Source organism: Marinobacter vulgaris, from assembly GCF_003344045.1.
GTDB lineage: Bacteria > Pseudomonadota > Gammaproteobacteria > Pseudomonadales > Oleiphilaceae > Marinobacter > Marinobacter vulgaris.
On sequence record NZ_QFWX01000011.1, the window covers coordinates 23,824 to 42,616 of the forward strand.

The window sequence follows — 18,793 nt, forward strand, 5'->3', positions numbered from 1 at the left end:
TTCCAAACGGAGACACGAAATGCAGGATTATCAAGCACCGGCTGACTTGCTGAAAGATCGCATCATCATGGTGACCGGTGCCGGCAGCGGCATCGGCCGGGCGGCGGCAAAAGCCTACGCAGCCCACGGCGCCACAGTGATCCTGGTTGGCCGCACTGTTGCCAAGCTGGAATCCGTGTACGACGAAATTGAAGCCGCCGGGCATCCGAAACCCGCCATTGTGCCCCTGAACTTCGAAGGCGCGGCGGTGAAGGACTATGAAGAGCTGGCAATGACCATCGAAGACAACTTTGATCGCCTGGATGGCCTGCTGCACAATGCTGCCATTCTCGGAACCCGCAGCCCCATCGAGCTCTACGACCCCGAAATCTGGAACAAGGTGATGCACGTGAACGCCACGGCGCCGTTCCTGCTGAGCCGGGCGATGATACCGCTGCTGCGCAAGTCCGCCGATGCCTCGGTGATTTTCACGTCTTCCGGTGTCGGCCGCCGTGCCAAACCTTACTGGGGAGCCTATGCGATTTCCAAGTTCGCAATTGAGGGGCTGAGTCAGATGCTGGCAGAAGAGCTGGATGACGACCGCCACAATGTGCGGGTAAACAGTCTTAATCCGGGTGCGACTCGTACCAATATGAGAGCAACAGCCTATCCTGCGGAGAATCCGCAGCAAAATCCCGCGCCAGAGGAGCTGATGCCGGTTTACCTCTACCTGATGGGACCAGAGAGCAGGGATCTGAACGGCCAACAGATAGACGCACAGCCCAAGTAATGGAACTGATTTTCTACACCACATCCCAATGCCACCTTTGCGAACTGGCGGAAACCCTGCTGGTAAATACACCCATGCCAGAGCCCATTCCCGTGGACGCCGTGGACATCGCACAGTCGCAACAACTGGTTGAGCGATATGGCACACGTATTCCGGTTCTTCACCGTAACGACACCGGCGAGGAGCTGGACTGGCCGTTTACCAGGGACCAGTTACTGAACTTTCTCCGATGAGGATTGCCCGACATGTTGATGGTTATTTCTCCTGCAAAAACGCTCGACTACGAAAGCCCGCTGGCCACTACCAAAGCCACCCAGCCGGATTTTCTTGACGACGCCTGTGAGCTGGTGGACCAGCTCAAGAACCTGGAACCTCATGACATCAGTAACCTGATGGGCGTCAGCGACAAGCTGGGCCAGCTCAATGCGGAACGGTTCCGCACCTGGCACACGCCTTTCACCCTCGATAATGCCCGTCAGGCCGTGCTCGCATTCAAAGGGGACGTCTACACCGGACTGGACGCGGAAAGCTTCAGTGACAGGGAATTCGACATTGCCCAGCGGCGCCTGAGAATCCTGTCCGGCCTCTACGGTGTGCTCAAACCTCTGGACCTGATGCAACCCTACCGCCTGGAAATGGGTACCAAATTCAAGAACCACCGGGGCAAGGACCTTTACGCATTCTGGGGCAGCAGGATAACCGACGAGCTGAACCGCCTGCTGAAGGCGGATGACGGTGTTCTGGTGAACCTGGCATCCAACGAGTATTTCAAGAGCGTGCGCAAGAAAGAGCTGGATGCACGCCTGATCACCCCCCAGTTCAAGGACTGGAAAAACGGCCAGTACAAGATGATCAGCTTCTACGCCAAGAAGGCGCGGGGCCTGATGTGCCGCTACGCCATCCAGAACAACATTTCCCAGGCCGATGACCTGAAAGGCTTCGACCTGGAAGGCTACCGCTTCAGCGAGGAACAGTCCGATCAGAACGACTGGGTGTTCCTGCGCGATGATCAGTAAGTCCCCCCACCGAACCCGGAGCCACTAATGAGTGAAGCCGTATTTTCCGAGCTCGCGATGCTGGTCCTTCTCACTGGCCTGATTGTCTGGATGGGGTTCATCGTGTGGGATCTGGCAAAAAAATCCCAGGCCGGCCGGTTCGGCACCATCGTCCTGTTCACTATCCTGGGCGCCGGCGTGGTTGGATTCATCGTCAAAACCATTCTGGTGGAGGTCATGCAGCTCTGAGCTGCACGCGCTCGGCAGTTTTCAACATTGTCACTTTACGGCCACTGACAGGTGGCCGTATCATCCTCCCCCTTCCCCAGTATCGACATCAGCCAATAACCAACAAGGACCCGGACCATGTGGTTTCGTAATGCCCGCGTATTCCGTTTTACCAAGCCATTCGAAATAACCGCTGAGGCCCTGGAAGAAAAACTTCAGGCCGATGCGTTCAAACCCTGCGGCCCCCAGGAAACGTCGCGACAGGGCTGGGTGTCGCCCATGGGCAAACACAGCGACCTGCTGGTTCACAGCGCTGACGGTTACCACCTGATTGCCCTGCGCAAGGAAGAAAAACTCCTGCCGGCTTCCGTCATCAAAGAGCTGGTGGACGAAAAGGCCGAACTGATTGAAACCGAGCAGCATCGCAAGGTACGGCGCAAGGAAAAGGACGAACTGAAAGAAGAAGTCATGCTGGAAATGCTGCCCCGGGCCTTTTCCAAGAACCGCCGCTGTTATGCCTACCTGGCCCCCGCTGACGGCGTACTGGTGGTGGATGCCGGCTCTGCCAAACAGGCCGAAGATCTGGCTTCGACCCTGCGCAAAAGCCTCGGTTCGCTGCCGGTTCGCCCACCCGCCGTGGAGCAGGCGCCCTCGTTTACCTTCACTGGCTGGCTGAATGAGTCCATCGACCTGCCGGCGACCATTGAGCTGGGCACTGAGTGTGAACTGAAGGACCCGTCGGAGGACGGTGGCGTGGTGCGCTGCAAGGGCCTGGACCTCCAGGGTGATGAAATCCGCAGCCATCTGGACGCCGGCATGCAGGTCACCAAGCTGTCAGTAACCTGGGACGACAACCTGTCGTTCGTGCTGGACGAGGAACTGGGAATCCGGCGCCTGAAATTCGGCGACACCCTGCAGGAAAAGCTGGACGGAGTGGATGCAGACGACGCCGCGGCGCGCTTCGATGCTGCGTTCGCCCTGATGACACTGGAACTGGCCAGGCTGATCCCCGGCCTGCTGGAAGCTCTGGGCGGGGAAGATCGCTCCGCCATTGTCGAAGAGGGCTGATCACAACCCGTCAGTGGGACGTCTGCTCCAGGCGTTCCCGCTGCCAGTCCTTTTCCGGTTCGTTGAGTACCAGCGTCAGGTCCATCACTTCCTCTTCCGCGTTGTACTGGATCTGGAAGCCCAGATGCTCTGCCAGCTTCAGCATGGGACGGTTGTCCGGCAGCACATTGCCCACCATTTCCATGGTCCCCTTGGCGCGGCAGTAATCGATCATTTTCTGCATCAGTGCCACGCCCAGGCCTTCGCCCTTCATCTTGTCGTGCACCATCACCGCGAACTCTGCTCGCAGGTTGTCGGCGTCTGTCCAGGTGCGCACAGTGCCCAGGGTCTCTTCGCCTTCGCCATCCTCCCGTGGCGCGTTGGCGATAAATACCATCTCCCGGTCGTAGTCGATCTGGACCATCTGGGCCACGTCTTCCCGTGAGAAATGCTTACGATACTGGAAAAAGCGATAGCGGATGGATTCCGGTGACTGCAGCTCATGGAAAGCCCGGTGGGCGGGCTCGTCTTCCGCCAGCACCGGGCGGATAATCACCCGGCGGCCAGATTTCGGCAGCAGGATCCATTCTTCCAGCTCCCGCGGATAGGGCTGGATAATGGGTCGTCCCGGCTTGTCCGACAGGTCAATGGCGACATTGACGGCAACGGCGCCCTGCTCATTGAAAAGCAGCGGGGCAATTTCCAGGCCACGGATCTCCGGAATATCGATAACGATCTGGGACAGGGTTACCAGGGTTTCCGATACCGCACGGATATCCTCTTCCGGTTTCAGACTGTGCTCTTTCAGCAGCTTGTACATATAGGTACGCCGCAGCAGCTCCCGGGCGAGCACCATATTCAGCGGCGGCAGGGCAATCTGCCGATCCGTCATTATGTTGATCTGGGCACCGGCGGCACCGCATACCACCAGCGGGCCAAACAGCTTGTCTCTGGTGATACCAACACTGAACTCGATACCGCCGACGTGCTGATAGGAACGCTGGACCGCAAATCCCAGAAAACCGCTGTTGGGATAGTGTTTCTTGTACTCTTCCATCAGAAAACGGCAGGAGTCCATAATGGCCCCCTCGCTGTTCAGCTTCTGAACCGTCCCTTTATAGCGGCGCTGCCCGGGGCTCAGCTCTGTCAGCGGATGGCATGACTGCTCATGAATCAGCGTAATGTCTACCGGGCGACGCTCCACCGCAAAGGCTTCCAGCACTTCCTCCATATCATCGCAATAGATGGTGTCCACGGCATTGATGCCATAGTCGCGGATCAGATCCCGGGCTTCCCGGTTGGAGAGGTGGCTGCGCCCCGAACGCAGGGCATTGACCACAATCCGACGTGTCTGCGTGTGATCGTCGAGATGGTCGGTAAACGACTCCGGTGTTTCCGTCAGCAGCCGCTGCACACGCTGGTGACGCACATGCTGCATGAAGGCTGTGACGGCTTTCTCCGGGTTGAAGAACGACGGCAGTCCGGCCCGGTAAAACTCATCGCGGGCGTCCAGCACCGTGCTCTGCCCCAGCCAGCAGGTAAACACGTTCATACGCGTGCCCTTGGACGCCTGTACCACGGCGTCTGCGATCTGCAGGCTGTCCTGGGTCAGGCTCGGCGCGTACATGATCAGTACATTGGCCACAGCCGGATCCTTCGCGAGAATCTTGATGGCTTGGGCGTAAAGCTCCGGCGAAGCATCGTAGCCCAGATCGATGGGATTCTTGCGGGTCCAATAAGGTGGCAGGGTCTCCGCCAGGGCATCAACAGACTTGCCCGACAGTTCTGCCAACTCGCCGCCCAGATGAGCCAGCCGGTCCACTGCCAGCACACCGGGCCCGACACCGTTTGCCATGATCGCCAGGGTTTCCCGCCGCAAAGGGCGCATCCGGGTGAGGGTTTCCAGGGCATCGAACATCTGTCCCAGGCCATCCACGCGCAGAACACCGGCGCGCTGCAGCATGGCATCGTAGATCGGGTCGCTACGGGTGAGGCCGGCAGGCAACTCATGGTGAAACCACTCCGACTCGGGCACACGGCCGCTTTTCAGCGCAATCACCGGCTTGGTGCGCGAAGCGACTCGAACCGCGGACATGAAACGGCGTGGATTGGGAATACTCTCAATATGCAGCAGTATGGCGCGGGTCTGGGTGTCCTGGGCCAGGTAATCGATCAGATCGTCATGGTCGATATCCATGCCGTCGCCCAGGGTCAGGAAGTAGGAGAACCCCACACCACGGGCGAACGCCCAGTCAATGATTGAACTGGCGATGGTACCGGACTGGCCCACGAATGCGACTTTGCCCGGAATAGCACCCATGTGGGCATAGGTTGCGTTCAGGCTTCGGGCGGGAACCATCAGGCCGATGGTATTGGGGCCCAGCACGCGGATACCGGTTTCCCTTGCCGCGTCACGTACCGAATACATCAGCGGCTGACCGGTCTTGCTGTGACTCCGCGACATACCGCCGGTCATCACGATCACGGTGCGAACACCGGCCTCACCCAGACGCTTGATCACCTTTGGCACGGTGTCAGGAGGCGTACAGATGATTGCCAGGTCCGGGCTGAACCCCATGCGTGATACTTTCTTGACGCAGGGCGCACCGTGCACATTGTCATAATCGTTCTGGTTGACAACCAGCAGCTGGCCAGGATAACCACCGCCCATGAGGTTCCGCAGAACCATACCGCCGAGGTTATCCGCGCGCTCCGAGGCGCCGATGACCACTATGGAAGAGGGGTTGAAAAGGCTTTCCAGGTATCGGGTGCTCAAGCGTTGCTCCTTGCTGCGGGTAGACCGGACGAGTGTACGTCCTATCTTAGGCGCTCGTTTCCTGATGTAAAATGCCTATCAACACTATAAGACCAAAGAAACACGGCAAAGGTGCCGTATCCCTGATAACATTGAACAAAATACAAGCACAACGAGAGCGTTCAGGACTAGCATGACAACGGGATTTTTCTCTCACGACGACTGCATGAAACACACCATGGGGGCAGAGCATCCTGAGTCCCCGGAACGGCTTGCGGCAATTATCAGTTACCTCTCAGATACCGGCCTGGCCCAGGAGCTGGACTGGGTAAGGCCGGATGAAGCCACCCGGGACCAGCTTCTGACCGTTCACCCTGAACGTTACCTGCACCAACTGGACCTGATGCAGCCCACCCGGGGACGTGTGTATGTCGACCCGGACACCGCGATCATGCCCGACACGCTCAGGGCCGCCCGCCTGGCAGCTGGAGCCAGTATTGAAGCGGTCGACATGGTACTCAGTAGCCAGCTGACCAACGCCTTCGTGTGTGCCCGGCCACCGGGACACCACGCCGAGCGAAGCAAATCCATGGGCTTCTGTTTCTACAACAACATCGCCCTGGCGGCAATGCGAGCACTCAAGTTTCATCACCTTGAACGGGTCGCCATTATTGATTTCGACGTCCACCAGGGCAACGGCACGGTCGATATCGTCGGCGGTGATGAGCGCATTCTGATGTGCTCCAGCTTCCAGCATCCGTTCTATCCCCATTCCCACGTGCACCGCCAGGCGGAAAACATTGTCAACACGCCCATCCAGGCGGGCGCCTCTGCCGACGAGTATCGCAAAACCGTGGAAGCGGCCTGGCTGAAGCGGCTACAGGATTTCCGCCCCCAACTGGTGCTGATTTCCGCCGGCTTTGACGGACACCGCCTGGATCCCATGGCGGAACTCAACCTGGAAGTGGAAGATTATCGCTGGCTCACGGAGATGATCACCAGCGTCGCGGCCGACTCGGCCAATGACCGGATCATCTCAACTCTTGAGGGGGGATACCATCTGAAGGCGCTGGCAGAAAGCGTGAATGCACACCTTGAGGTACTCAACACCATCCGCTGATTTGGCAAGCAGCAACACTGGGTGTCAGGTGTTTGGGGTTGCAGCATCATAGCCACTGGCCTGCTGCAGATCCGGCCGCTCGCCCTCACGCTGCAGGCGGATGGTGGTGCGACGGTTATCCGCCGGGCTTCCTGATACCGGGTACTGGTCCGCGTGAGCTCTGACCGTCACTATATCCGCATCGACACCCTCCCCGATCAGGTACTCTGCCACCACATTGGCGCGTTCCTCCGACAGTGCCCGGTTGTCGATACGGCTACCGCTGCTGTCCGTATGGCCGTCTACAAAGATCCTTTCCACGGTTGAATCGGCCTGGACATACGCGACTATGTCATCCAGGAGTTCCCTGTCGGCGCCGGAGAGGCTGGTACTGCCGGATGAAAAAGGGATACGGGAGCGTTTTACCTGGTCATAGTTCACCGGCAGCAACCCGGAGGTGCAGGCACGATAGCCAGAGAACTGACCGGCAAAATTGATGTTGGAGACTTTTACCCGAACCGGACTGCTGTCATACCAGGACTCACGGGTAACCGTCGGATCCATCCCTTCAAGCAGGCCCTGAACCATACTCATCGCCAGGCGTGAATCCAGCGAGACCGGACGGCGACTGTCGTCCACATTGACCCGGCCCAGGGGACGGGGTGCGGTTCCCGGGCGCCAGGACGGAGCCTCCACAACCAGCATACCCCGGCCGGGGCGCATCATCGGTGTTTCCGACTCCAGGAAAAAGGACAGGGACTCGCCGGCTCTGTGGCGGAAAACAGCTCGCCCGTAACCCGGAACCTGATGCACCAGGGTACACTCGAAGACAGACTCGGACAGGTACCACTGGCTGTTCTCAATACCGGCACCATAGGTGGCGGCCTGGACCGCATTCGCGGAAGCCAGCCAGGAGCATGCGCCGGCAATAGCCGCACCACGCAGGAACGCTGGAATTCGTGCCATACCATCAGCCCGCCAGAAAATTCGGTTCGTCAAAGAAACACCCATCCGTCAAAAACGGTTCACAGGTCTGTTAACGGCCAGGGGAAGGTATTCTTTAGGATTGCGGCCGGGAACAATCAGCGGCAGCTTCTGATATAATTCCGCCAGATTTTTCAGGGGCAGCCACAGTAAACGCCCCGGCAAGCCGGAAACCACCAATGACCCAACAGATCACGATTACACGCCCCGATGACTGGCACCTTCACGTCCGGGACGGTGACATTCTCTACGATGTGGTGCCTGCCACCGCCCGCTGCTTCGGCCGCGCCATCATCATGCCCAACCTGGTACCCCCGGTAACCGATGCCAAACAGGCCCTGACCTACCGGGACCGGATTCTCGATGCCGCCAAAGGCCACGACTTTGATCCGCTGATGACCCTGTACCTGACAGAGACCACCACACCGGAGCAAATCCGCGACGCCAAAGCCGCCGGTGTGGTTGCGGCCAAACTCTACCCTGCTGGCGCCACCACCAATTCCGCCTCCGGGGTAACCGATATACGCAACATATATCCGGTTCTGGAAGCCATGAGTGATTGTGGGCTGCTGTTGCTGGTCCACGGTGAGGTGACGGACCCGGAGGTCGATATCTTTGACCGGGAAGCGGTTTTCCTGAAGCGGGTACTGTCCCCCACACTGGAAGCCTTTCCGGACCTGCGGGTTGTTCTTGAACACATCACCACGACGGACTCTGCCGAGTTCGTTCGCAATCATCAGGGTGACAACCTGGGCGCTACCATTACCCCCCAGCATCTGATGTACAACCGCAACCACATGCTGGTCGGCGGCATCCGCCCCCACCTTTACTGTTTACCGATCCTCAAGCGAAACAGGCACCAGCAGGCGCTTCTGGACGCCGTCGTCAGCGGCGACCGCCGTTTCTTCCTGGGTACCGACTCGGCACCGCACGCAAAGGACAGGAAGGAAACCGCCTGCGGATGTGCCGGTTGCTATTCCGCCTACAGCGCGCTGCCCCTCTACGCCGAGATCTTTGAAGACCTGGGCGTTCTGGACAAGCTGGAAGCCTTTGCCAGCTTTAACGGGCCCGACTTCTACGGACTGCCACGAAACGCAGACACCGTTACCCTGGTTCGGGAAAGCTGGGAAATGCCCCTTGAATTACCCCTGGCAGACGGCACTATCGTCCCCCTGAAGGCCGGTGAAAGCCTGAGATGGCACCTATTAACAGAATGATTCCGCAACCTTTTTTCAGGCCCGGGCGATAACCCTGGCCCGATACTCCGGGAGTTTAAGTGACTGACGAAAACAAAGAACCGCATCCCATGTCCCGCCGCTTTCGCGGGTTTCTGCCTGTCGTGGTCGATGTGGAAACGGGAGGCTTCAATCCTGAGAAGGACGCCCTGCTGGAAATAGCCGCCGTCATACTCACCATGGATGAGGATGGCTGGCTGGTACGCGGAGAAACACACCTGCAGCAGATTGATCCGTTTGAAGGTGCAAACCTGGAACAGTCAGCCCTCGACTTTACCGGCATTGACCCCTGGAGCCCGGAACGTGAAGCCGTTCCCGAGCGGGAAGGCCTGAGCGAGATCTTCGGGCCGATTCGCAAAGCGGTCAAAGCTCACGACTGCAAGCGTGCTGTCCTGGTAGGTCATAATGCTACCTTTGACCACAACTTCGTGTTTGCGGCTGCGCTGCGTGCGGATATCCGCCGCAACCCGTTCCACCCCTTCTCCACCTTTGACACCGCCACACTCGCAGGCCTTGCCTACGGTCATACCGTACTGGCCCAGGCGTGCAAACTGGCCGGCATTCCGTTCAATAACAAGGAAGCTCACTCTGCCGCGTATGATGCGGAGAAGACCGCCGACCTGTTTTGCGGGATTGTTAATCGCTGGCGTGAAATTGGCGGCTTTCCTCCGCCCCCGGTCCCTGACGAAGCCGGGTAACAGCCACAAAAAAACCCCGCTTCAGCCAAAAGCGGGGTTTTGTTTTTCCGGGCAGGTGTTACCAGTAAATACCCCGCATGATCGCGGCGAAGGCGACCTGTTCCGAGGACACCTTCGGCTTCTCACCAGAACGGCTACCAGCGGCTGCCGGCGAGTCCGGGAACATACGGTAACCGGTATTCATCACGATCTCGCCCATCTTCGGCGCCAGCGCCTGCAGCACCTGGGCAAAAACACCCAGCCGCGTGGCAATCCGCTTGGGCCGGTAGACAATGGCGTCAACCACCATGTCGGCGGCTTCATCCGGTGTCAGCGTGGGTACCGAATCGTAGATCTTGGTCGGCGCAATCATCGGTGTCTTTACCAGCGGCATGTTGATAGTGGTAAAGGTCACGTTGCGATCCGACCACTCAGCGGCCGCACAGCGGCTGAAAGCATCCAGCGCGGACTTGGAAGCCACGTAGGCAGAGAACCGCGGCGCATTGGTCAATACACCGATGGACGAAATGTTGATGACATGGCCACGATGGCGTTCCAGCATGGCCGGCGCAAAGCCCATGATCAGACGAACAGAACCGAAATAGTTCAGCTGCATGGTGCGCTCGAAATCGTGGAAACGGTCGAATGACAGCGCCAGTGAGCGACGGATGGAGCGGCCTGCGTTGTTGACCAGCACATCCACGTGGCCGTGGTTGTCCAGCACCGTTTTTACGAAGCGGTCGCAGTCATCCATTTCCGCAAAGTCACACTGGTAGGCATGAACGTTACCGCCCCGGGCCTCCAGCTCGGCAGCCACTTCCATCAGGCGCTCTTTCTTACGCGCACCGATCACCAGGATAGCGCCGGCATCCGCCAGCTTTTGCGCTGTCGCCAGGCCGATGCCCGAAGTGCCGCCGGTAATGACACAGACCTTGCCTTCAACCGTGCCCCGCAGGGTACGATCCTTGAACAGATCGGGGTCGAGGTTGCGCTCCCAGTAGTCCCAGATCACTGCGGAATAGCTTTCCAGACGGGGTACTTCGATACCGGTGCCCTTCAGGACCCGCTCTGTTTCACGGGCATCGAACCGCGTGGGGTAATTGATAAACGACAACACCGATGGAGGAATCCCCATGTCATCCAGCAACGCCGTGGTCAGGCGCTTGACCGGCGGCAGATTCTTCAGGCTCTGGCGGATAAAGGGAGGAATGAAGCCGAACATCCGCGAGTCGATACGCATAGCCATCCGGGGCGCGTGACCAGCCTCGGAGAAAATGTTGAGGATCTCTCCAACCTTATAGGGATCCGAATCCACCAGGTGGAAACAGTTGCCGTCCTCGCCGTCCAGATGCGCAATGTGATCCATGGCATTGACCACGAAATCCACCGGAACGATATTCAGCCGCCCGCCTTCGACACCGATGGTCGGCATCCACTGAGGCAACGCGTGGCGGATTTTCTGGATCATCTTGAAGAAATAGTAGGGCCCGTCGACCTTGTCCATCTCACCGGTTTTGGAATGGCCGATGACCATACCGGGGCGGTAGATGCGGAATGGAATCTTGCAGCTCTGGCGAACGACCTTTTCCGACTCGTGCTTGGTCAACAGATAAGGGTGGTCAAGTTTCTCCGCCTCCTCGAACATATCCTCGCGGAAGGTGCCCTTGAAAAGACCGGCCGCGGCAATCGAGGAGACATGATGGAAACAACCGGCTTTCATGGCTTCGGCTGCCTGTACTGCACTGAGGGTGCCCTCGATGTTAGTCGCCTGCTGCGCCTTTTCGTCCGCCCCCATGTCGTAAACCGCGGCAAGGTGAAAGAAATGATCGATGTTTCCCTTGAGCGATTTCATTGTCTTGGCGTCAATGCCCAGATTGGGGCTGGTAAGGTCGCCGATCACTGCCTTCACCCGGGACTCGTCGGCACCCCAGCGTTCCCTCAACTGGGCCAGTTTGTCCTGGGATTGCTCGCGCACCAGTACGTGTACTGTGCCGCCGCGAGCCAGCAGTTTTTCAACGAGAAAACGGCCGATAAATCCGGTGCCACCCGTCAGAAAGTAATTCATTGATAGTCCACCCTGCTTGTTGCTCAATTGTTGTTTATCCCTTTGTTGCCAGCCGAAGCATTAGACCAAAGTCTTATATTTTTCGGCGCGCCGCCATTGTACGTAAATGCAACTCTCATGTATCGGACTTTTTTAGAGCATTTACTCTGTAACTCTTTGTTTTGTCTAGAGCTATTACTCTAGTCCGTGCAGGTAAGGCATGCCCCAACCTGCCTGTTTGCCCAACATACTGAAACTGAGACTAGCACATGGTGTGCAGCCTGCCCGCAAATCCCTACCATTACGGCCAGGAAATGAAACCTGTCAGAAGCAGTGACATAATCGGAACCATTCATGACAGCTTCTGTCTCAATATTCCCGATTCTGGAACCCCGACCATGCAAAAAGACGACCCCAATGCTGAACGTTACATTGCGATCGCCCGGGCCTGCCTCAAGGCCATCAACGACACAGCGGCGGACGCCGGCACCAGAGAGCAGAAGATCCAGGCCGTTTACGAGGCCATCGACCATGCCTTCCAGGCGGAATTCGCCGACTATCGTCAGTCTGTGGCGGTGATGGGCACTGTTCTCGAACGCATCGCTTCGGGCCAGCTCGATGCAGACGCTGCGGCCAGCCTGGCGAAAAAGACGCTGGATCAACAGCCGCAAAGCACCCGCAACGAACTGATTCACTGACTTTACACCAAAGATGAGAGGCACTATGCGCGCAGGCATTCAAGGATTTGCCCAGGGTTTTCTCAGTCTGAAGGAAGGATTTTTCCTGCTCCTCCTTCTTGCCTTCAGCTCAGCAGCACTGGCCAGCACCACCCCCGTCAAAAGCCCCAACGACGACAACCAGTACCGCTATGTTCAGCTCGACAACCAGTTGCGGGTGCTGCTGATTTCCGCCCCTGATTCCGACAAGGCAGCCGCTTCCATGAATGTAGCTGTTGGCAGCGGAGACGACCCCGCAGACCGGGAAGGCCTCTCACACTTCCTCGAGCACATGCTGTTCCTCGGCACGGAGAAGTACCCCGACCCGGGGGAATATCAGCAGTTTATCAAGAGCCACGGAGGCAGCCACAACGCTTTTACCGCCTTCCAGGACACCAACTATTTTTTTGATGTGCAGGCAGCACATCTTGAGAGCGCCCTCGACCGCTTTGCAGAACAGTTCTCCGCGCCGCTGTTTACGCCCGAGCTGGTTGATCGGGAGCGCCGTGCGGTGCACTCCGAGTTCAGCGCCAAACAGAAAGAGGATGGCCGGCGCTTCTATTCCGTCAAAAAGGCTGTCAGTAATCCGTACCATGCGTTCCACCAGTTTGCAGTGGGCAACCTGACCACCCTCGAGAACACGGAAGAGCGACCCCTGCGTCCGGATCTTATCGAATTCTGGAAGCAGCACTATTCATCCAACCTGATGACCCTGGCGGTTTACGGCCCGCAGTCACTGGACGATCTGGAAGCCATGGTGCGGGGCCGGTTTGACCGCATTGAGAATCGCAATCTGACCGCAAAGGTGCACGACGAGCCATTGTTCAGTCCTGACACCCTGCCCGCTCACCTCAACGTTGATGCCCTCAAGGATATTCGCAGCCTGACGCTGAGCTTCCCCATTCCCTCGCAGCAGGACAACTACCGCGACAAGCCTGCCAACTACGTTGCCAGCCTCTTGGGTCATGAAGGCCCCGGTAGCCTGTTCGATGTGCTGAAGCAGGCCGGACTGGTGGAAAGCCTTTCGGCCGGCAGTGGTATGGATACCGGTGAGGAAGCCACCCTGGAACTGAACATGTCCCTGACGCCGGAGGGTCTGGAAGAGCAGGACAGAATTCTTGAACTCACCTTTGCCTACATCGACAAAGTACGAAACGAAGGTATTGCCCGGCAGCGCTTCGAAGAAATGAAACAGTTGGCGCAAATTGACTTCCGCTTCCGCGAAAAGAACCAGCCGATTCAGGAAGTCATGCATTTGTCGCGGCAAATGCGGCACGTGGCACCGGAGGACGTCCTGCAGGCGCCCTGGATGATGGAAGATTACGTGCCCGCCCAGTACCGTGCCATTCTGGAGCAACTGACGCAGGACAATGTGCTGGTTTCGGTACTGGAGCCTGAGCCCGACCTCAAAACCCCCCGATTGACCCAGTGGTATGACGCGGCCTATACGATCAATCCACTGGATACCCAGGCCGTCAGCACGGTGCAGCAGAACCCGCTGGTCACCAGCCTGGCTCTTCCTCTGGAGAACCCGTTTATCCCCGAAGAACTGGGAATGATCCCGGGCCCGACCATGGATGAACCGGTATCCATGGGCACTGTCAGCGGCATGGACGTCTGGTACGCTCGGGATACCCGCTTTGAAACACCCAAGGCCAACGTTTATCTGAGCCTGCGCACGCCGGCCACCCGCGCGTCGGCCCGCAGCAACGTGCTGTCCACACTGCTGGTGGACGCCATTAACACCAACGTCAACGCCTGGGCCTACCCCGCCCAGTTGGCCGGACTGGATTACAGCATTTACCCGCACCTTCGCGGCATTACCATCCGTGTGGGTGGCTACAGTGACAAGCTGCACACACTGATGGCGCGCCTGCTGACCCAGGTGGCTGACCCGGAACTGACCGAACAACGCTTTGGTATTGCCCGTCAGAGCATGATCGACCGGCTGCAGAACAAGGCCAAGGAACGCCCGGTGCAACAGACGTCCGAGTTCATCCAGACGGTGCTGATTGAGGGCGCCTGGAGCACAGAGGAAAAGCTCAAGGCCGCCCGGGAAGTCACCCTGGATGAACTCAAATCCTTTGCCGATGCCTTCCTGGCCGAGGTCGACCCCGTGCTGCTGGCACACGGCAACATGAGCGAAGCTTCCGCCCTTAACCTTACCCAACGGGTTAATGCCATGGTGCTGGATAACAGTGAACTGGTCACCGTTGAGCGCAGCGAGGTACGGTCCCTCCCGGAAGATGAAACACGGCTGCCGCTGGACGTCGATCACCCGGATACCGGGTACACCCTGTATGTCCAGGGCGAGAACACCGGCTTTGATGAACGGGCCACTTTCCGGCTTCTGGGCCAGATCATCAGCAGCCCCTTCTACGAGGAACTCCGCACTAACCGCCAGCTTGGCTACATTGTCTACGCCACACCCTTCGAAATGCTGGAGACGCCGGCACTGGGCTTCGTGGTGCAGTCTCCGGAGGCCAGCCATGAGCAGATTGACCGGGCCGTGCGGGAATTCTCGCAAAGCTTCATGAGTGCCCTGTCAGAGATGTCTGACCAGGACCTGAAACGTGAAAAAGAGGCTGTCATCAGCAAGTTGATGGAGCAGGACCGTCGATTGGGAGAAATATCGGAACGTTACTGGCGTGAGATCGACCGCGGCCAGACCGACTTTGATTCACGGGAAAGATTGGCAGAAGCCGTTGACGAGGTAAGCCTCGATACCCTGATCGAAACCCTGGAAGACCAGATCATCGAACGCCGAAAAGCCCTGCGGGTGTTCACGGCTGACGATGCGGGCGACAACACCGGGGTTATCGAACAATTGATACAACGCCCCAGCGTCCCTGAAGCCTGAGGCAACTCAGCCTGAAGACTGGCCAATAAACCGGTGCCAGTCTTCAGGCTCATCCACGTCCCACTTCTCCGGAAGCAGTGAAAACGTCAACCCGGCCTGAGTAAGCCGCCTGCAGGTCTGATCCAGGGCGTTTTCTGTCCCCCAGGCCACACCGGTGAGCATATCCGGAGCAAGCAGACGGGCACCGATCAACACATAGCCACCATCATCCGACGGTCCCAGCACCACATCGGCCTTGTCCAGCGCAGCAACCGCAAGCTTCACGTAATCCGCATCCACCGAGGGGCAGTCGCTGCCCACGATCACTGCCTTGCCAACCTGTTGCAGAGCGCAACCCAGCGCCCGGGTCATGCGCTCGCCAAGCACATCGCCCTGCTGGGAGGACTGCCCCACAGCAAGTGCCTCAAGTTGCTCCAGAATTGGCGAGGCGGCTGCGGGAGCACTCTTTAGCGGCCTGTCCCACAGAAACCGGACGTCGTAGCCGCTGGCCACGAGATTTTCCAGCACCGCAAGACTGAGCCGCACATGGGCGCCCATTGCGCCCTCGGCACCAAGCTCCGGCATCAGCCGGGTCTTGACCCGGCCTGCTTCCGGCCATTTGGCAAACTGCATAACCAGAACCGATTCAGGATCAACTCTTTGCATGTCGAACATCCGCCCGGTAGGCTGCGGCCAGCGACTCCGGGGACTCGCCCCGCCAATACCGCCAACGCAGTCTCCACATCAGAAAAATGGTGCGCCAGGCACCCCCCTGCTCCCACCGCCGGCTATCGGTCGTTACCGGCTCGCCAATGCAATAAGGCCCTGTCAGACTGCACAAACGCCTGCTCAGTTCCACGTCCTCCATCAGCGGGATCGGAGTAAATCCCTGCAGAGCCCGGAACACCGAGGCACGGACAAACATCGCCTGATCGCCAGTGGCAATGCCCGTCAGCCGGCTACGCCGGTTCATGAACCAGGCTACCACCCGGAAAATGGCCCGCCGGCCACTGAGCCGCACATCAAAACGCCCCCATTGCTTCGGGCTGCGGTAAAAACGCTCGAGATGCTGAATGGCAGAACCAGGCAGTGTCGTATCCGCGTGCAGGAATAACAGTACGTTTCCCCGCGCCGCATCCGCCCCCGCATTCATCTGCAGGGCCCGGCCCCTGGTGCCGACAAGAACCTGGTCGCACCAGGGGCCGGCCAGATCCGCTGTACCATCATCGCTGCCCGCATCCACCACAATTACCTCATGGCCGGCATTACGAACCGGCTGCAGGGATTGCAGGAACGACTGAATGGTAGCGGCCTCGTGCCATACCGGCACAATGACACTCAGCGAAAGCGATTCGGACAAAACACCTCCCGCAATAAAAGACGAATCCGCAACACACCTTGAGCCGCAGGCTTCAGGCCGCTATCATACCGCCCTTCTCACCGAGATGCCCCCGTAGCTCATCTGGATAGAGCGTCCCCCTCCTAAGGGGAAGGTAGCAGGTTCGAGTCCTGCCGGGGGTACCAGATTATGCTTTCAAATCATGTAGTTAAGAAAAATATTAAAATCAAGAAAGCCTGCAATTGAAGCCGTAAGTGCAATGTAAGTGTAAAGAGCCTTTTGTTTCAACCGCTCGCAAAGATTGCCCAGCGGTCGTGGTGACTCAAATAAATTAGTACATTCTAAGGAACGGAGGGCTCCCGCATATGAATCTGCTGGCATTAGTGCTTGGAATAGTCCTATTCCTTGTTGGAGCTTATCTCCAAAATGAGGATAAAAAAAGCACCGCCGCTTGGTGGTTTATGGGTATAGGGGTGTTCCTATGGGTAGGCTCAATCTACTAGAGGGCTGAGTCTTAGCTCACGGTGAGGTTTGCTAGTTTGCAATATAGCATCCAGCTTTCGCGCCACCTGCCCAATGGTGAGACTGGCACCCTTTTGTCGTTTGCCGATCTTTTTTCCCCATCGTTGCGATCCACTAAGTGCGCATTTCCTCTTAATATTCTAATCTTTACGATAAATTGCCAAAGGATTGCCAAATTGCAAGGCAAGCGGCGACCCCTCATTACGGCAACCCTCGCTAATTTTACAATGCCATTAAAAGGAAAGTTAAGTGGATTCAAATGAAGAACGTATAGCCAATATTAAGAAGAGAGCTGAGACCGAAAGGACAATAAAAGATCGACAAGAAAAGAGAAATAAGAGCGCATCTGATAAGTTTTTTATCCTAAAATTCAGCTCTGTTTTTGTAGCCTTGTTATTTACAGGTTATCTTGTAATAGATAGTGGCGTATTTGATGATTCCCATAATACAGCTAGAAAAGACCGCACGGAAACGATTTCTTTCAGAGGTACAAGCGGTGAGGACCGAAAGGAAAAAATAAGGTCGCAATTTAGTAGCTGGGATGGATCACACCTTAACCTCGAGCGGTTCGTAAAAAAAAGAATGCACAACCCTGACAGTTATGAGCACGTTGAAACGACTTATGGGGACAGGGGCAATCATCTTGTTGTTCGGACTGTTTTCCGTGGAACCAACGCGCTTGGTGCCGTAGTTACGAATTCGATTACAGCTAAAGTTAGTCATAACGCGCAGATTCTCGAGGTTATTGAGTGAGGATCAAATCACGCACTATCAAACCCCATGCCGCCAGCCGCAATGAAAAAGCTCTCATTCAAAGTCGTCAATGTCTTGAAGTCGTGCAGGCGGGGCTCATCCGTGAGCTAACGGGGCGGGGCGTTGCCGGGTTGCCGTATGGCTCCGGGCGGGGTTAATTCGGACGGATCTGTACCACGGCGCGGTGATAGTTCAGGTTTGCCGCGTAACAGTGAGCACGGGCCTGTAGTGCCTGGCGGTCATTGCCTAACAACTGCGCCACCTGCCTACCCTTGTGAGTAATCACGGCAACGTACAGGGGTTGTCGTTTGGTGTCGGGTATCATGCGTCTTGCTGTTCCAGATAATCGCGCAACTGTTCCACCACCACTTCATCAAGTCGGCTGATTTCGTTCTGAGCCTTCACACAATGCCGCCGGATCGCTTCAATCATCTGCGTGTCCAGCTCGGGGAACTTGCGCTTAATATCTAGTGGCAGACTGTCCAGAATGCCGGAAGCCGCACCGGCCACGGTAGACAGTGACAGCGTTATGATTTCCATAGGCGCGGTCTTACCTCTGGCCAACTCGTTTTTAATCTCCTGGCCTTCTGCCTGGGCTCTGGTCAGCCGTAAACGCTCCGCCTCGATATCCGAATTGTTCCCGGCCTGGTCGGCTTTCTCTAGTCGATTGTCGAGTACGGCGCGGGCTTCGTAGTACAAGTGTTTTCCGACTCTAGCCACGGGGGGGTTCTACCCCGTTTCCACGGACGGTTTTAAAACGGCTGACAACTTCTGATCCTGAGCGGCAACTC

The 18,793-nt window shown here is 57.5% G+C and carries 17 protein-coding genes and 1 tRNA gene; 12 read left to right on the forward strand and 6 right to left on the reverse strand.

Going from position 1 to position 18,793, the window contains the following annotated elements:
• Positions 1 to 19: 19 nt before the first annotated feature.
• The 5 genes from DIT71_RS17195 to rdgC all read left to right on the forward strand — a co-directional run bounded on the left by DIT71_RS17195 (position 20) and on the right by rdgC (position 3,060).
• Entirely contained in the window at positions 20 to 769 is a 750-nt protein-coding gene (locus tag DIT71_RS17195) for a YciK family oxidoreductase (protein ID WP_114614468.1), read from the forward strand.
• Positions 769 to 1,002: a glutaredoxin family protein gene (locus DIT71_RS17200; RefSeq protein ID WP_114614469.1), complete on the forward strand. Its 234-nt coding sequence runs from the start codon at positions 769 to 771 to the stop codon at positions 1,000 to 1,002. The genes DIT71_RS17195 and DIT71_RS17200 overlap by 1 nt, the downstream gene beginning before the upstream one ends.
• A 12-nt stretch (positions 1,003 to 1,014) precedes the next feature.
• Positions 1,015 to 1,785 carry a peroxide stress protein YaaA gene (gene yaaA / locus DIT71_RS17205; RefSeq protein WP_114614470.1) on the forward strand — a complete coding sequence of 257 codons (771 nt, stop codon included), beginning with the start codon at positions 1,015 to 1,017 and terminating at the stop codon, positions 1,783 to 1,785.
• A gap of 27 nt (positions 1,786 to 1,812) precedes the next feature.
• A complete protein-coding gene (locus DIT71_RS17210; protein WP_114614471.1) occupies positions 1,813 to 2,013 on the forward strand; it encodes a DUF2788 domain-containing protein in 201 nt (66 codons plus the stop codon).
• Between the two features lie 117 nt (positions 2,014 to 2,130).
• Positions 2,131 to 3,060 (forward strand): recombination-associated protein RdgC, encoded by a 930-nt coding sequence (rdgC, locus tag DIT71_RS17215; RefSeq protein WP_114614472.1) that lies wholly within the window; start codon positions 2,131 to 2,133, stop codon positions 3,058 to 3,060.
• Positions 3,061 to 3,070: 10 nt separating this feature from the next.
• On the opposite strand, the gene DIT71_RS17220 is transcribed toward rdgC, so the two are convergent.
• Positions 3,071 to 5,815 (reverse strand): bifunctional acetate--CoA ligase family protein/GNAT family N-acetyltransferase, encoded by a 2,745-nt coding sequence (locus DIT71_RS17220; RefSeq protein ID WP_114614473.1) that lies wholly within the window; start codon positions 5,813 to 5,815, stop codon positions 3,071 to 3,073.
• A 172-nt stretch (positions 5,816 to 5,987) separates the two neighbouring features.
• Between DIT71_RS17220 and DIT71_RS17225 the strand changes: the two genes are divergently transcribed.
• Positions 5,988 to 6,914, forward strand: a complete 927-nt coding sequence (locus tag DIT71_RS17225) for a histone deacetylase family protein (protein ID WP_114614474.1) — start codon at positions 5,988 to 5,990, stop codon at positions 6,912 to 6,914.
• 24 nt (positions 6,915 to 6,938) lie between these two features.
• Here DIT71_RS17225 and DIT71_RS17230 read toward each other — a convergent pair whose 3' ends face one another.
• Positions 6,939 to 7,859, reverse strand: a complete 921-nt coding sequence (locus tag DIT71_RS17230; RefSeq protein ID WP_114614483.1) for a flagellar protein MotY — start codon at positions 7,857 to 7,859, stop codon at positions 6,939 to 6,941.
• 197 nt (positions 7,860 to 8,056) lie between these two features.
• Between DIT71_RS17230 and pyrC the strand changes: the two genes are divergently transcribed.
• Positions 8,057 to 9,094 carry a dihydroorotase gene (gene pyrC / locus DIT71_RS17235; RefSeq protein WP_114614475.1) on the forward strand — a complete coding sequence of 346 codons (1,038 nt, stop codon included), beginning with the start codon at positions 8,057 to 8,059 and terminating at the stop codon, positions 9,092 to 9,094.
• A gap of 59 nt (positions 9,095 to 9,153) precedes the next feature.
• A complete protein-coding gene (rnt, locus tag DIT71_RS17240) occupies positions 9,154 to 9,810 on the forward strand; it encodes a ribonuclease T (protein ID WP_114614476.1) in 657 nt (218 codons plus the stop codon).
• 58 nt (positions 9,811 to 9,868) lie between these two features.
• Here the strand turns inward: rnt and DIT71_RS17245 are convergent, their stop codons facing one another.
• On the reverse strand, positions 9,869 to 11,854 hold the full coding sequence (locus tag DIT71_RS17245) for an SDR family oxidoreductase (RefSeq protein WP_114614477.1): 1,986 nt from the start codon (positions 11,852 to 11,854) through the stop codon (positions 9,869 to 9,871).
• A gap of 377 nt (positions 11,855 to 12,231) precedes the next feature.
• On the opposite strand from DIT71_RS17245, the gene DIT71_RS17250 reads away from it, so the two are divergent.
• Both DIT71_RS17250 and DIT71_RS17255 read left to right on the forward strand, forming a co-directional pair.
• Positions 12,232 to 12,531 (forward strand): hypothetical protein, encoded by a 300-nt coding sequence (locus tag DIT71_RS17250; protein WP_114614484.1) that lies wholly within the window; start codon positions 12,232 to 12,234, stop codon positions 12,529 to 12,531.
• Positions 12,532 to 12,556: 25 nt separating this feature from the next.
• Entirely contained in the window at positions 12,557 to 15,409 is a 2,853-nt protein-coding gene (locus DIT71_RS17255) for an insulinase family protein (RefSeq protein ID WP_114614478.1), read from the forward strand.
• A gap of 6 nt (positions 15,410 to 15,415) precedes the next feature.
• On the opposite strand, the gene DIT71_RS17260 is transcribed toward DIT71_RS17255, so the two are convergent.
• Positions 15,416 to 16,054 (reverse strand): TIGR04282 family arsenosugar biosynthesis glycosyltransferase, encoded by a 639-nt coding sequence (locus tag DIT71_RS17260; protein WP_114614485.1) that lies wholly within the window; start codon positions 16,052 to 16,054, stop codon positions 15,416 to 15,418.
• Positions 16,041 to 16,748: a TIGR04283 family arsenosugar biosynthesis glycosyltransferase gene (locus tag DIT71_RS17265; protein ID WP_114614479.1), complete on the reverse strand. Its 708-nt coding sequence runs from the start codon at positions 16,746 to 16,748 to the stop codon at positions 16,041 to 16,043. The genes DIT71_RS17260 and DIT71_RS17265 overlap by 14 nt, the downstream gene beginning before the upstream one ends.
• A gap of 87 nt (positions 16,749 to 16,835) precedes the next feature.
• Between DIT71_RS17265 and DIT71_RS17270 the strand changes: the two genes are divergently transcribed.
• Positions 16,836 to 16,912: transfer RNA gene (locus DIT71_RS17270), tRNA-Arg, on the forward strand.
• 586 nt (positions 16,913 to 17,498) lie between these two features.
• Complete coding sequence (locus tag DIT71_RS17275) at positions 17,499 to 18,002, forward strand: hypothetical protein (RefSeq protein ID WP_114614480.1); 504 nt, start codon at positions 17,499 to 17,501, stop codon at positions 18,000 to 18,002.
• 321 nt (positions 18,003 to 18,323) lie between these two features.
• Here the strand turns inward: DIT71_RS17275 and DIT71_RS17280 are convergent, their stop codons facing one another.
• On the reverse strand, positions 18,324 to 18,701 hold the full coding sequence (locus DIT71_RS17280; protein ID WP_158538982.1) for a terminase small subunit: 378 nt from the start codon (positions 18,699 to 18,701) through the stop codon (positions 18,324 to 18,326).
• Positions 18,702 to 18,793 lie beyond the last annotated feature (92 nt).

What these genes read in the sequence shown, in the direction of transcription:
- DIT71_RS17210 (WP_114614471.1), top strand. Translation starts at nt 1,813, where the DNA reads ATGAGTGAAGCCGTATTTTCCGAGCTCGCGATGCTGGTCCTTCTCACT.
- DIT71_RS17200 (WP_114614469.1), top strand. Translation starts at nt 769, where the DNA reads ATGGAACTGATTTTCTACACCACATCCCAATGCCACCTTTGCGAACTG.
- DIT71_RS17230 (WP_114614483.1), bottom strand. Translation starts at nt 7,859, where the DNA reads ATGGCACGAATTCCAGCGTTCCTGCGTGGTGCGGCTATTGCCGGCGCA.
- DIT71_RS17225 (WP_114614474.1), top strand. Translation starts at nt 5,988, where the DNA reads ATGACAACGGGATTTTTCTCTCACGACGACTGCATGAAACACACCATG.
- DIT71_RS17260 (WP_114614485.1), bottom strand. Translation starts at nt 16,054, where the DNA reads ATGCAAAGAGTTGATCCTGAATCGGTTCTGGTTATGCAGTTTGCCAAA.
- DIT71_RS17195 (WP_114614468.1), top strand. Translation starts at nt 20, where the DNA reads ATGCAGGATTATCAAGCACCGGCTGACTTGCTGAAAGATCGCATCATC.
- rdgC (WP_114614472.1), top strand. Translation starts at nt 2,131, where the DNA reads ATGTGGTTTCGTAATGCCCGCGTATTCCGTTTTACCAAGCCATTCGAA.
- DIT71_RS17250 (WP_114614484.1), top strand. Translation starts at nt 12,232, where the DNA reads ATGCAAAAAGACGACCCCAATGCTGAACGTTACATTGCGATCGCCCGG.
- DIT71_RS17255 (WP_114614478.1), top strand. Translation starts at nt 12,557, where the DNA reads ATGCGCGCAGGCATTCAAGGATTTGCCCAGGGTTTTCTCAGTCTGAAG.
- DIT71_RS17245 (WP_114614477.1), bottom strand. Translation starts at nt 11,854, where the DNA reads ATGAATTACTTTCTGACGGGTGGCACCGGATTTATCGGCCGTTTTCTC.
- pyrC (WP_114614475.1), top strand. Translation starts at nt 8,057, where the DNA reads ATGACCCAACAGATCACGATTACACGCCCCGATGACTGGCACCTTCAC.
- yaaA (WP_114614470.1), top strand. Translation starts at nt 1,015, where the DNA reads ATGTTGATGGTTATTTCTCCTGCAAAAACGCTCGACTACGAAAGCCCG.